At 66.0% G+C, this 12396-nt stretch carries 12 protein-coding genes; 7 read left to right on the forward strand and 5 right to left on the reverse strand.

Features of this window, described 5'->3' with window-relative positions:
• The first annotated feature begins 128 nt into the window (after positions 1 to 128).
• Entirely contained in the window at positions 129 to 803 is a 675-nt protein-coding gene (locus tag ACJ0G7_RS00840; protein ID WP_043690615.1) for a glycoside hydrolase family 104 protein, read from the forward strand.
• On the opposite strand, the gene ACJ0G7_RS00845 is transcribed toward ACJ0G7_RS00840, so the two are convergent.
• Positions 772 to 1065: a DUF2605 domain-containing protein gene (locus ACJ0G7_RS00845; RefSeq protein WP_052378276.1), complete on the reverse strand. Its 294-nt coding sequence runs from the start codon at positions 1063 to 1065 to the stop codon at positions 772 to 774. The two genes, ACJ0G7_RS00840 and ACJ0G7_RS00845, sit on opposite strands and share 32 nt — an antisense overlap.
• Before the next feature lie 74 nt (positions 1066 to 1139).
• On the opposite strand from ACJ0G7_RS00845, the gene thrS reads away from it, so the two are divergent.
• The 6 genes from thrS (at position 1140) to ACJ0G7_RS00875 (ending at position 9167) form a co-directional block, all read left to right on the forward strand.
• Positions 1140 to 2975, forward strand: a complete 1836-nt coding sequence (thrS, locus tag ACJ0G7_RS00850; RefSeq protein ID WP_407394779.1) for a threonine--tRNA ligase — start codon at positions 1140 to 1142, stop codon at positions 2973 to 2975.
• A complete protein-coding gene (locus tag ACJ0G7_RS00855; protein WP_043690609.1) occupies positions 2972 to 3364 on the forward strand; it encodes a DUF1824 family protein in 393 nt (130 codons plus the stop codon). Before thrS ends, ACJ0G7_RS00855 begins: the two co-directional genes overlap by 4 nt.
• Positions 3365 to 3437: 73 nt before the next feature.
• A complete protein-coding gene (locus ACJ0G7_RS00860) occupies positions 3438 to 4472 on the forward strand; it encodes an ROK family protein (protein WP_407394781.1) in 1035 nt (344 codons plus the stop codon).
• 14 nt (positions 4473 to 4486) lie between these two features.
• Positions 4487 to 5434: a homoserine kinase gene (thrB, locus tag ACJ0G7_RS00865; RefSeq protein ID WP_043690604.1), complete on the forward strand. Its 948-nt coding sequence runs from the start codon at positions 4487 to 4489 to the stop codon at positions 5432 to 5434.
• Positions 5435 to 5491: 57 nt separating this feature from the next.
• Complete coding sequence (locus ACJ0G7_RS00870) at positions 5492 to 7063, forward strand: NAD(P)H-quinone oxidoreductase subunit 4 (protein ID WP_043690601.1); 1572 nt, start codon at positions 5492 to 5494, stop codon at positions 7061 to 7063.
• Position 7064: 1 nt separating this feature from the next.
• Positions 7065 to 9167: a M3 family metallopeptidase gene (locus ACJ0G7_RS00875; protein ID WP_043690598.1), complete on the forward strand. Its 2103-nt coding sequence runs from the start codon at positions 7065 to 7067 to the stop codon at positions 9165 to 9167.
• A gap of 3 nt (positions 9168 to 9170) precedes the next feature.
• Here ACJ0G7_RS00875 and ACJ0G7_RS00880 read toward each other — a convergent pair whose 3' ends face one another.
• The 4 genes from ACJ0G7_RS00880 to ACJ0G7_RS00895 are packed head-to-tail and all read right to left on the reverse strand — an operon-like array spanning position 9171 to position 12393.
• The gene (locus ACJ0G7_RS00880) at positions 9171 to 9767 is read right to left on the reverse strand and encodes a triacylglycerol lipase (protein WP_043690596.1); all 597 of its coding nucleotides are present in this window, start codon (positions 9765 to 9767) and stop codon (positions 9171 to 9173) included.
• A complete protein-coding gene (locus ACJ0G7_RS00885) occupies positions 9764 to 10147 on the reverse strand; it encodes a dihydroneopterin aldolase (RefSeq protein ID WP_186485285.1) in 384 nt (127 codons plus the stop codon). Before ACJ0G7_RS00885 ends, ACJ0G7_RS00880 begins: the two co-directional genes overlap by 4 nt.
• Positions 10144 to 11451, reverse strand: a complete 1308-nt coding sequence (locus tag ACJ0G7_RS00890) for a glutamate-5-semialdehyde dehydrogenase (protein WP_407394784.1) — start codon at positions 11449 to 11451, stop codon at positions 10144 to 10146. Before ACJ0G7_RS00890 ends, ACJ0G7_RS00885 begins: the two co-directional genes overlap by 4 nt.
• Positions 11452 to 11463: 12 nt before the next feature.
• The gene (locus ACJ0G7_RS00895; protein WP_043690588.1) at positions 11464 to 12393 is read right to left on the reverse strand and encodes an ROK family protein; all 930 of its coding nucleotides are present in this window, start codon (positions 12391 to 12393) and stop codon (positions 11464 to 11466) included.
• Between the last annotated feature and the right edge of the window lie 3 nt (positions 12394 to 12396).

The following is a 12396-nucleotide window of genomic DNA, read 5'->3' on the forward strand; positions in this document are numbered from 1 at the left end:
TCTCGCGAGTCCCGGAGCCAGCGTCCACCCGCCTACACATATTTCAAGGTCAGCGTCAACCCCACCAGGGCCGATCTCGCGCAACCGCCTCGTGTCCAGCAAGGTGACCGTCCACTTGATTTCACTGCGTGCAGCGGCCTTTTCGCTTCGAAGATCTGCAACAGAACAGCCGTCCGTTGCTGGCGAGTGTCGCCTGCCTGTCTCTTCTGTTCTGCTCCGGAGCACCCCTCTCCAAGGTCTCGTTCTCGCCTGCTTCCCTGCAGCCGTCATCCGCCTCTGCCGCATCCAACCGATCGCTCCTGGCCAACGTGAGGGAGAACGGTCCCTACGAACTCACCCCGCAGCGCCGGGCCCTGCTGAACACGATCCGCTACGCCGAGGGCACCTGGAAGGACGGTGAAGACCAGGGCTACCAGATCATGTACGGCGGTGGGAAGTTCAAGGATCTCTCCCGTCATCCCGAGACGGTGGTGAAGAAGCGCTACTCCAGCGCAGCCGCCGGTGCCTACCAGTTCCTGCCGACCACCTGGAAAGGGGTGGCCAAGGAGCTGAAGCTGAACAGCTTTGAACCGAAGCATCAGGACCAGGCAGCACTTCACCTGGTCAAACGCCGCGGCGCTCTCCAGGAGATCGATCGAAGCGGTCTGACCCCCAAGGCCATGGCGCAGCTCGCACCGGAGTGGGCCTCGTTCCCCACCAGGGCCGGTCGCAGCGCCTACGGACAACCGGTGAAGAGCCACCAGGAACTGGCCCGCTTCTACAGCAGCAACCTCAGGGACCTGAAACGTCACCTCGGCGCCTGATCCGGGCCGACAGACTCCAGACCTCGGTGACGAGTCCGTGCCAGGAGGTCATGGCATCCAGAGAAACCGCCACCGGTTGATCGGTGGCGGTCATCAGTGCCCGGGTGGCGACAAGACGGCGTCGGCCGTCCTCCAGTCGCTCCGCCAGCTGCTGCCGTTCAGCGGCCGACATCACCGAATCCGGACATCGGCTGAGCAGCTCATCCCCGCGGCTGAACCAGTGATCGAAGTCCGCCAGCAAGGACTCCAGCAGCGATGTCATCAGGGTTCCGGCCTCCGATGGCGGACCGGAACCATCGCTGTCGATCACAGACTGAACCGCAACTCGCTCATAGGATGGCGGGCCCTGACCAGGAACCGGTGAGCAGCGCTGCAGCAACCACCCCAGCCCCCTCAGCTCCGGTGGTTCTGCCCAAGACCAGCGAGAACGAGCAGCTGCTGAAGATCCGCCACTCGATGAGCCATGTGATGGCCATGGCGGTGCAGCAGCTCTTTCCCCAGGCCCGCGTGACCATCGGCCCCTGGACCGAAACAGGCTTCTACTACGACTTCGACAACCCGGATCCCTTCACGGAAGCCGATCTGAAGGCGATCAAGAAAGGGATGATCAAGATCATCAACAAGAAGCTCCCCCTTGAGCGCGTCGAGGTGAGCAGGTCAGACGCTGAGGCCAAGATCAAGACTCAGAACGAGCCTTACAAGCTCGAAATCCTCGAAGGGCTGCAGGAGCCGATCACCCTCTACACCCTCGGGGAGGAGTGGTGGGATCTCTGCGCAGGGCCCCATGTGGAGCACACAGGACAGCTCAACCCCAAGGCCTTCGAGCTCGAAAGTGTTGCCGGCGCCTACTGGCGCGGCGACGAAACCAGAGCCCAGCTGCAGCGGATCTATGGAACCGCCTGGGAAACACCGGAGCAGCTGACGGAACACAAACGTCGCAAGGAAGAGGCCCTGCGCCGCGACCACCGGCGCATCGGCAAGGATCTCGATCTGTTCTCGATCGAGGATGAAGCCGGAGCCGGTCTGGTGTTCTGGCACCCCCGCGGCGCCCGCATGCGTCTGCTGATCGAGGAGTTCTGGCGCCAGGCGCATTTCGAAGGCGGCTACGAGCTGCTCTACACGCCCCATGTGGCCGACATCAGCCTCTGGAAGACCTCCGGCCACCTCGACTTCTACGCCGAGAGCATGTTCGGCCCGATGCAGGTGGACGAGCGGGAGTACCAGCTCAAGCCGATGAACTGCCCCTTCCACGTGCTCACCTACGCCAGCAAGCTGCGCAGCTACCGGGAACTGCCGATCCGCTGGGCCGAGCTGGGAACCGTGTACCGCTACGAACGGCCTGGGGTGATGCACGGCCTGATGCGCGTGCGGGGCTTCACCCAGGACGACGCCCACGTGTTCTGCCTGCCGGAGCAGATCAGCGATGAAATCCTGCGCATCCTGGACCTCACCGAACGGATCCTCTCCACCTTCGACTTCAGCAATTACGAGATCAACCTCTCCACCCGTCCGGAGAAATCGATTGGCGATGACGCCGTCTGGGATCTGGCCACCAAGGGCCTGATCGAAGCCCTCGAACGCAAGGGCTGGGCCTACAAGATCGATGAAGGGGGCGGCGCCTTCTACGGCCCCAAGATCGACCTGAAGATCGAAGACGCCATCGGCCGGATGTGGCAGTGCTCCACCATCCAGCTGGATTTCAACCTGCCGGAGCGGTTCAAGCTCGACTACATCGCCGCGGATGGCAGCAAGCAGCGGCCGATCATGATCCACCGCGCCATCTTCGGCTCCCTGGAACGGTTCTTCGGGATCATGACCGAGAACTATGCCGGTGATTACCCCTTCTGGCTGGCTCCCGAGCAGGTGCGGCTGCTGCCGGTCACCGACGAGGTGCAGCCCTATGCCGAACAGCTGCTGGAGCAGCTGACCCAGGCCGGAGTGCGCGCCACCGTCGACCGCAGCGGCGACCGCCTCGGAAAGCTGATCCGCAGCGGCGAACAGATGAAGATCCCTGTTCTGGCCGTGATCGGTGCCAAAGAGGCCGAACGGAGTGCCGTGAGCCTGCGCAGCCGCCGCGACGGGGATCTGGGGGAGAAGCCAGTGGCCGATCTGCTCACCGCTGCACAGGTGGCGAATGCCCAGCGGCTGGCAGGCCTGGAACTGAAGCCATGAGCGATCCCGGCATCACCCAGCTGAGTGACCTGGCCCGGTTGCGGGGGGCACCGGAGCTGAGCCCCGCCGCAGCCGATCGGCTCCGGGCCGAACTCGCCACCGCCATGAGCCAGGCCAGCTGGTTCACCGTTGGCGTGATGGCGCCCTCCGCCGAGATGGCGCTCAAGACGCTGCGCGCTCTGGAGAGCAGCCAGGGCTGGGATCCTCTCGACCTTGTCGACACAACCGAGGAGAGCGGGCCGGTTTTTCTGAAGGCCAACCAGAAAGGGGGCACGATCCGGATCCGCATCGAACACGGCCTCGGGGAAGGGATCCTGATCAGTGGTCACGGCGACGATGAGAGCCAGCCCAGCACCACCTGGGGACCGCTGCCGCTCGACTTTTTCTGAACCCCGCCGGTCTCCGGCCTTTACGGCAGACGACATCAGAAGCAGCCTGAAGCAGACCGCGTCGGAGCGTCACATGGCCGCCACCACTCTTCTGGCGGGGGACATGGGGGGAACGAAGACCCTCCTTGCCCTGTACGGCCTCGATGGCTCAGGCCTCCAGGTTCTGCATCAGCACCGTTTCGCATCCAGCGAATGGCCATCGCTGGAACCGATGCTCCAGGCCTTCCTCAACAACCGGCCGGAGGGCATCGCAGCACCCACGCATGGCTGCATCGCCGTGGCAGGGCCTGTGCGCAACCACAGCGCCAGGATCACCAACCTCCCCTGGCAACTGGAGGAGAGGGCCCTGGCCGAGGCCGCGGCCATGAACCAGCTGGAACTGGTGAACGATTTCGCCGTTCTGATCTACGGCCTGCCCCATTTCGATGCCGAGCAGCAGGTGGTGCTGCAGGAGGGCACACGCGACGCCGGACCGGTGGCGATTCTCGGAGCGGGAACAGGCCTCGGCATGGCCAGGGGGGTGCACGGGAGCCATGGGCTGATGGCTCTGGCCAGTGAGGGCGGCCATCGCGAGTTCGCTCCCCGCACGGAGGAGGAATGGCAGCTCGCCTGCTGGCTCAAGCAGGACCTCAACCTGGATCGGCTGTCGGTGGAGCGGATCGTCAGCGGCACCGGCCTTGGACATACCGCCCACTGGTTGCTGCAGAAACCGGAGGCTGCCAACCATCCGCTGCGAGCGATCGGTGAGGCCTGGCGCCGCAACATGGCCAGCGATCTTCCAGCGCAGGCCAGCCATGCGGCAGCCGCCGGGGATCCGCTGATGATCCATGCCGAGCAGCTTTGGCTCTCCGCCTATGGCGCCGCCGCCGGCGACCTGGCTCTGCAGGAGCTCTGCACCGGAGGCCTTTGGGTGGGAGGCGGCACCGCAGCGAAGCAGCTGGCGGGTCTGCGGTCAGCCACCTTCCTCGAGGCGATGCGGGACAAGGGCCGCTTCCGGGAGTTCATCGACGGTCTGCAGGTGACCGCCGTGGTCGATCCGGATGCCGGATTGTTCAGCTCTGCCTGCCGGGCCCGGATGCTCGCTGAGTCGAGTGGGACACTGTCCTGAGCAGTTCAGCTGGGATGGCGCAGCCGCGCATCGGTCAGAAAGTGGTGGTGGACGTCCCGGCGACCACCGCCAACCTCGGTCCGGGCTTCGACTGCCTCGGCGCGGCCCTTGATCTGAACAACCGCTTCGCGATGCGACGCATCGAGGGCAATGGGGAACGCTTCGAGCTGATCATCGAGGGCACGGAGGGCAGCCATCTGCGCGGTGGGCCCGACAACCTCGTGTACCGAGCCGCCCAGCGCGTCTGGAAAGCCGCTGACATGGAACCGGTCGCCCTGGAAGCCCGGGTGCGTCTCGCGGTGCCGCCGGCGCGGGGGCTGGGAAGCAGTGCCACGGCGATCGTGGCCGGGCTGATGGGTGCGAATGCCCTGGTGGGTGAACCGCTCAGCAAGGAGAAACTGCTGGAGCTGGCCATCGACATCGAGGGACATCCGGACAATGTGGTTCCTTCCCTGCTGGGGGGGCTCTGCATGACCGCGAAGGCGGCCTCTCAGCGTTGGCGGGTGGTGCGCTGCGAATGGATCAGCACGGTGAAAGCGGTGGTCGCGATCCCCTCGATCCGCCTGAGCACCAGCGAGGCGCGTCGCGCCATGCCGAAAGCGATCCCCGTCAGCGATGCCGTCGTGAACCTGGGGGCACTCACCCTGTTGCTGCAGGGACTGCGCACCGGCAACGGCGATCTGATCGCCGATGGCATGCACGACCGGCTGCACGAGCCCTACCGCTGGCGGCTGATCAAGGGTGGCGACCAGGTGAAGGCGGCGGCGCTCGAGGCGGGCGCCTGGGGGTGCGCCATCAGCGGCGCCGGCCCCAGCGTTCTGGCGCTCTGCTCCGAGGACTGCGGCAACGCCGTCAGCCGGGCCATGGTGAAAGCCTGGGAGGCGGCAGGCGTGGCCAGCCGCGCTCCGGTGCTGAACCTCCAGACCGCCGGCAGCCACTGGCAGCCGGCAGAAGATGGGTAGTTGTACCCAAATCACTGATCCAGCCCTGTTAGGTTTGTTAAAGATTGCGGACACGGGATGGACGTTGGGCTAGCGCAAGCCGCCACATCCGAAGCGACGTTTCCCTGGCTCTCCCTGATCGTCCTGTTACCGGCCGCCGGTGCCCTGTTCATGCCCCTGCTTCCCGGGGATGACGATCGACCGTCTCCATGGCCGCGAAACCTGGCCCTGGCGGTGCTTCTGGTCGATCTGCTGCTGATGCTGGTGGTTTTCGCCACCCGTTTCGATCCCTCCATCGACGGCCTTCAACTGGTGGAGCGGGTCAACTGGTTGCCCGTGATCGGCCTGGAATGGTCCCTCGGGGCCGATGGTCTGTCCGCCCCCCTCGTGGTGCTCAGCGGTCTCGTCACCCTGCTGTCCGTCGCGGCCAGCTGGTCTGTGGAGCAGAAATCGCGCCTGTATTTCGCCCTGCTGCTGGTGCAGGCATCAGCCCAGGGCATTGTCTTTCTGTCCCAGGATTTCCTGCTGTTCTTCCTGGCCTGGGAACTCGAGCTGGTCCCGGTTTACCTCCTGATCGCCATCTGGGGAGGGCAGAACCGGCAATACGCGGCCACGAAATTCATCCTCTACACAGCGCTTGCATCGCTGCTGATCCTGATCAGCGGCCTGGCCCTCGCCCTCTCCGGAGACGAGTTCACCCTGAATCTCACCGAGCTGGCGGCCCGCTCCCCCGGCGGCAGCTTCGGATTGCTCTGCTACCTCGGCTTCCTGGTGGGTTTCGGCGTGAAACTGCCGATGTTCCCTCTGCACACCTGGCTTCCCGATGCCCATGGCGAGGCGAATGCGCCGGTGTCGATGCTGCTGGCCGGAGTGCTGTTGAAGATGGGTGGCTACGCGCTGCTGCGGTTCAACGTCCAGATGCTTCCGGACGCCCACCTCACCCTCGCCCCCGCGCTGGTGATCATCGGCATCGTCAACATCATTTACGGAGCCCTGAACGCCTTCGCTCAGGACAACGTCAAACGGCGGATCGCCTGCAGCTCGGTGAGCCACATGGGCTTCGTTCTCCTCGGCATCGGGGCCGTCAATGCTCTCGGCGTCAGCGGAGCGATGCTCCAGATGGTGAGTCACGGTCTGATCGCCGCAGCGATGTTCTTCGTGACCGGCGTCTTCTACGAACGCACCAAGACGCTGTCGATTCCCAACATGGGAGGCCTTGCCAAGGCACTGCCGATCACCTTCGCCTTCTTCCTGGCCAGCTCGCTGGCGTCGCTCGCCCTGCCAGGCATGAGCGGGTTCATCAGCGAGATCACCGTGTTCCTCGGCATCACCAGCCAGGAGAACTTCACGTCCCTGTTCCGAGCCATCACCGTGCTGATGGCGGCCATCGGGCTCGTGCTGACGCCCATCTACCTGCTCTCGATGTGCCGGCGGGTCTTCTTCGGTCCGAGGATCCCGGCACTGGCGAGTGTGGAGGACATGCATCCCCGCGAGCTGGTGATCGGTCTCAGCCTGCTGGTGCCCACCCTCGTGATCGGCATCTGGCCACGGGTGGCCATGGATCTCTACGAAGCCTCCACCGATGCTCTGGCCAACCAGCTGAGCAGTCTCAGCCTGATGGCCCTGATCAACCGTCTCCCCCTCGGCTGACATGACCGCGACACTCTCTCCTCTGCTGCGCGGGGAAGGCCTTCCTCAGTACAGCGCCATCAACCCTGAGATGGTGAGCCGCGATGTTCCGGCTCTGCTCAAAGCGCTCAACGACGAGTTCAGCGCCCTGGAACAGTCGCTGGATCAAGCCCTGAACAGCGATGCTCCCCTGCCCTGGGATGCCGTGATGATCCCGATGCAACGGATCGGCGAACGGCTGCGCTGGAGCTGGGGCGTTGTGTCCCACCTCAACGGGGTCTGCAATTCCAAGGATCTGCGGGAAGCTCACGCTGCTCAACAGCCCGAAGTCGTTCGTCTCGGCAACCGACTCGGCCAGAGTCAGGTGCTGCATCGGGCGCTGCAACGGCTGCGCGACCAACCGGCGGAGCCCCTGAGCGAGACAAGGCAACGGATCCTCGCGGCGGAACTGCTCTCGATGCGCCACCGCGGTGTCGGCCTTGCGCCGGATGTGCAGTCCGCCTTCAACACGTCCAGTGAGCGCCTGGCAGCGTTATCCACCCAGTTCAGCAATCACGTGCTGGATGCCACCCAGCAATGGACCCTGATGCTCAGGGATCCCGAGCAGGTGGCCGGCTTGCCGCCACGGGCCCTGGATGCCCTGGCGGCCGCGGCCAGAGAGGCTGGGGAAACCGATGCCACGGCCTCCTCCGGCCCCTGGTTGCTGGGACTCGACATGCCCCGCTATCTGCCGTTCCTGACTCACGCTGAGAACCGTGACCTGCGCGAAACCGTCTATCGCGCCCACGTCAGCCGGGCCAGCGATGGAGACCTCGACAACCGTGCACTGATCGAGGAGATCCTCAGCCTCCGGACGGAACAGGCTGAACGCCTCGGCTATCGCCACTGGGCCGACGTCAGCCTGGCCGCGAAGATGGCGGACGATGTCGACGCCGTGGAAGCGCTGCTCGAAGAGCTGCGCGCGGCAGCCTTCCCTGCAGCGGAACGGGAGCTGGCGGAACTGAAAGCCTGCGCAGCACGCCAGGGAGCTGCCGAAGCGGAGACGCTCGCCGCCTGGGACGTGCCCTACTGGTCCGAACAGCTGCGTCGTGAACGCTTCGATCTCGACCAGGAGGCGCTTCGCCCCTGGTTCCCCCTGCCTCAGGTGCTCGAGGGTCTGTTCGGACTCTGCAACCGCCTGTTCGATGTGGAGATCCGGGCCGCCGATGGAGACGCACCCATCTGGCATCCGGACGTGCGCTATTTCCGCGTGCACGGTCGTGACGGAGCGCCGGTTGCGGCCTTCTATCTCGACCCCTTCAGCCGTCCCGCCAGCAAACGCGGTGGAGCCTGGATGGATGAGTGTCTCGGACGCAGCCGGTCAGCGGATGGCGAGCCGGTGCTGCCGGTGGCCTACCTCATCTGCAACCAGACCCCCCCGGTGGGTGAGGCGCCAAGCCTGATGAGTTTCGAGGAGGTCGAGACCCTCTTCCACGAATTCGGCCACGGACTCCAGCACATGCTCACCACCGTGGAGGAGCCGGAGGCAGCGGGCATCAACAATGTCGAGTGGGATGCCGTTGAACTGCCAAGCCAGTTCATGGAGAACTGGTGCCTGGATCGCTCCACCCTGATGGGCATGGCCCGGCACTGGCAGACCGGCGAACCACTGCCTGAAGAGGAATACAGAAAACTGCTGCTCAGCCGCACGTTCAACGCCGGGCTCGCAACCCTGCGCCAGGTGCATTTCGCCCTAACCGATCTGCGCCTGCACAGCAGCTGGACTCCAGCCTCGGGCACAAGCCCCGACGAGCTGCGCCGTTCGATCGCCGAGACCACCACCGTGATCGCGCCGATTCCGGAGGATCAGTTCCTCTGCGCCTTCGGCCACATCTTCGCCGGTGGCTACGCCGCCGGGTACTACTCCTACAAGTGGGCCGAGGTGCTCAGCGCTGATGCCTTCGCCGCCTTCGAGGAGGTCGGTCTCGATCAGGAGCAGCAGGTGCGGGCCACTGGGGCCCGCTTCCGCGACACCGTGCTGAGCCTCGGTGGCAGCCGTGCACCTGCCGAGGTGTTCCAGGCCTTCCGGGGACGTTCCGCCAGCACCGCCGCCCTGATCCGTCACTCCGGCCTCCAGGCCGCCTGAACCTCAGGGCAGGCGCAGATCCCTCCGCAGGATGCGCAGGGCATCGGGATGGGAGATCATCTGCTGGTGGGTCCAGACCGGCAGTTCACAACGGCTGCCCTGCGGAAGCACGGCCCACCATCCGGGACACACCATCAGATCCCAGCGGCAGGTGTAGCTGCGGCAGGACACCGCCGCCAGGGCCTGGGGATCACGGTTCAGGTCCCGCAGCAGATCACTGCCGATCTTCATGTCTGCCGCACCCGCCAGCAGCGGCCGCGGCACCGCCATCGCGGCCAGGGTGCCGTTCTGGGGGCTGCCGACACTGAAGAAGCGGCGCGTTCGCTGGGCGCCGGCGAGCTCCTGCAGCCAGATGCGACTGATCACGCCCCCCATCGAGAAACCGAGCAGATCGATCGGCGTGTCATCCCCGAACCGTTCCCGGATCTGCCGGTCCAGACGGCCAGCCAGAACGCGCAACGGGACGTGACCCAGACCGTGGGGAAGATGGGGGGCCAGCAGCGGCCGCTCCGGTTGATCGAGGGCCTGAATCAACCGCCGGAACAACCGCGGGGTGTCCCAGAGACCATGCATCAGCACCAGGGGCGGAGACGCACTCATGCCGTCGGTCGGGATGCCCCGTGACGGACGCGCTCCACGGCAACCCAGCCATCGAAACCGGAGACGGGAGGAGCGCACTTGCAGAGCCGCAGCCAGACGGGCAGCGGGCCGTGAAGGCTCTCCAGCCGATCCAGCACCTGCTCACTGAAGTGCTCGATCGTCAGGCAGCGCAGACCTGCGGCCAGCTCCTGCAGTGCAGCGATCGTGCGGCTGTAATCCACGCTGCCGCTGAGATCGTCATCGGCTGCGGGGCGGCTCAGATCGAGAGACAGCGTGATGTCGAGGCGGAACCATTGCCCATCGCGACGCTCGTGCTCCAGCACCCCGACGTGGGCCCAGAGCCTCAGCTCACGGATGTGAAGGGCATCGAGATCAGTCAAAGGGGCAGGTCGCTGTGGCTGAACTGGCGGGCACCGGAGGAGAAGTCCGCGGCGATGTGACCGTCTCCCCGCAGGCGGTAGCGATAGGTCACCAGACCCTCAAGACCGACGGGGCCGCGCGGAGGAAGCGTCTGGGTGCTGATGCCCACCTCGGCTCCGAAGCCGTAACGGAAACCATCGGCGAAGCGCGTGGAGCAGTTGTGATACACACCGGAACTGTCCACTGCCGCCAGGAACCGGTCGGCGACCGCCGCATCACCGGTGACGATCGCCTCGGTGTGGCGCGAGCCGAAGCGACGGATGTGCTCCATGGCGGAGTCCATGTCGGGAACCACCCGCACCGCGAGCACCAGATCGAGATATTCCGTGCGCCAGTCCTCCTCACTGGCGGCCGCCCCCACACCGAGAGCCTGACTGGCAGCATCTCCCCGCAGGGTCACACCGGCATCCCGAAAGGCCGGGACCGCTTCGGCCAGAAACGCCGGCGCGATCGCCTCGTGCACCAGCAGGGTTTCGATGGCGTTGCAGGCGGCCGGGTACTGCGTCTTGCTGTCGATGGCCACCCGCAGCGCCTGGGCCACATCGGCCGCTGCATCGACGTAAAGATGGCAGATGCCATCGGCATGGCCGAGCACTGGAATCCGGGTGTTGTCCTGGATGAAACGGACCAGCTCATTGCTGCCGCGCGGAATGATCAGATCCACCAACCCATCGAGGCGCAGCAGCGCCAGGCTCTCCTGGCGGGTGGTGAGCAGCGTCAGGGCATCAGCCGACACGTCACTGCTGCTCAGCCCGTGCTTCAGGGCCTCCATCACGGCCTCGTTGGTGCAGCGCGCCTCGCTGCCGCCTTTGAGGATGGCACCGTTTCCCGAGCGGATCGCCAGTGAGGCGATCTGCATGACGGCATCCGGCCTGGCCTCGAAGATGACGCCCACCACCCCCAGCGGAACGGTGATCCGCTCCAGCACAAGCCCCTGATCCAACTCGCGATGAAGCTGCCTGCGGCCGAGCGGGTCCTCCAGGGCCGCCACCTTGCGCACTCCTTCGATCGCCCCGGCCAGCTTCGTGGCATCAAGCTTGAGGCGCGCCATCAGGGCCGGCGCCAGTCCCTCAGCGGCTGAGCGCTCCAGATCCTCGCGGTTGGCCGCCACGATCGCCGCGGCCCGCTCGTCCAGGGCATCCGCCATGGCCTGGAGTGCCGCGGCCCGCTGGCCGTCATCGGTCTGTCCCAGGTCCACGGCCGCCAGACGCACGGCAGCCGCCCGCTGCAGCAGCTCCGCAGAAGGCTCGGGGACGGTGGTCATGGCGGATCAGAGTCAGCTGTCGCTCATCATCCCGCCCAGCCGTTGCAGGGCGAGTCGTGCCGCACCGAGGCGTCCGGCACCATTGCCGAGGGCACAGGCCTCGATCCTCAGCCCCTCGCGGGACACGGCCTGAACCCTGGATTCCACCTCGCGTCTCAGCGCGGGAAGGAAATGCGGTGCGGCTCCGGCCAGACCGCCCCCCAGGAGCACCAGCTGAGGCGTGAACATGTACACCAGTGATGTGATCCCGACACCGAGGCTGGAGCCGTAGCGGTCCCAGACCGCGAGGGCTTCCGGATCCCCCGCCGCCGCCGCACGACCCAGTTCGCGGGGCTCCCGTTCACTCAGCCGGCGCAGGGCCCCGATGCTGGCGAACTGCTCGAGGGATCCGCGGTTGCCGCTGTTGCAGGCGGGACCCTCCGGATCCACCCCGATCAAGCCCGGCTCGGCTGCCGCACCGTTGTGACCGGTGAACAGGGATCCATTGAGCAGAACTCCGCCCCCAACCCCCGTCCCCAGCGTGAGGAGAACGACATCCCCATAGCCTTGTGCCGCACCGCGCCAGGCCTCCCCCACCACGGCGCAATTGCCGTCGTTGGCAAGGGTCACCCGGCGCTCCAGTCGCGGCTCCAGCCAGTCCGCCAGCGGCACCTCCTCCCAGCCGGGGAGATTGATGCACACCCGGGCCACCCGGGCCGCGGCATCCATCGGCCCCGGCAGACCGATGCCCACCACAGCGGCGAGCCGCTGTGGATCGAGCTCCTCCACCGCCTCGCACAAGGCCATGGTGACGGCCCCCGGCACCGCTGGCTGGGGTGTGGGCAACTGGGCTTCCGCCAGCAGATCGCCGCTGCGACTGAAGCGGGCCAACTTGATCGCCGTCCCACCGAGATCGATGCCGATCACCTGGGAACTGCTGTGTCCGGAAGCGTCGCTGGTCATCGT

This window comes from Parasynechococcus sp. (genome assembly GCF_045559935.1).
Classification (GTDB): Bacteria; Cyanobacteriota; Cyanobacteriia; order PCC-6307; family Cyanobiaceae; genus Parasynechococcus.

Coding starts and splice junctions, on each gene's coding strand:
- ACJ0G7_RS00845 (WP_052378276.1), bottom strand. CDS start 1,065: ATGACATCGCTGCTGGAGTCCTTGCTGGCGGACTTCGATCACTGGTTC.
- thrS (WP_407394779.1), top strand. CDS start 1,140: ATGGCGGGCCCTGACCAGGAACCGGTGAGCAGCGCTGCAGCAACCACC.
- ACJ0G7_RS00855 (WP_043690609.1), top strand. CDS start 2,972: ATGAGCGATCCCGGCATCACCCAGCTGAGTGACCTGGCCCGGTTGCGG.
- ACJ0G7_RS00860 (WP_407394781.1), top strand. CDS start 3,438: ATGGCCGCCACCACTCTTCTGGCGGGGGACATGGGGGGAACGAAGACC.
- thrB (WP_043690604.1), top strand. CDS start 4,487: ATGGCGCAGCCGCGCATCGGTCAGAAAGTGGTGGTGGACGTCCCGGCG.
- ACJ0G7_RS00870 (WP_043690601.1), top strand. CDS start 5,492: ATGGACGTTGGGCTAGCGCAAGCCGCCACATCCGAAGCGACGTTTCCC.
- ACJ0G7_RS00875 (WP_043690598.1), top strand. CDS start 7,065: ATGACCGCGACACTCTCTCCTCTGCTGCGCGGGGAAGGCCTTCCTCAG.
- ACJ0G7_RS00880 (WP_043690596.1), bottom strand. CDS start 9,767: ATGAGTGCGTCTCCGCCCCTGGTGCTGATGCATGGTCTCTGGGACACC.
- ACJ0G7_RS00890 (WP_407394784.1), bottom strand. CDS start 11,451: ATGACCACCGTCCCCGAGCCTTCTGCGGAGCTGCTGCAGCGGGCGGCT.
- ACJ0G7_RS00895 (WP_043690588.1), bottom strand. CDS start 12,393: ATGACCAGCGACGCTTCCGGACACAGCAGTTCCCAGGTGATCGGCATC.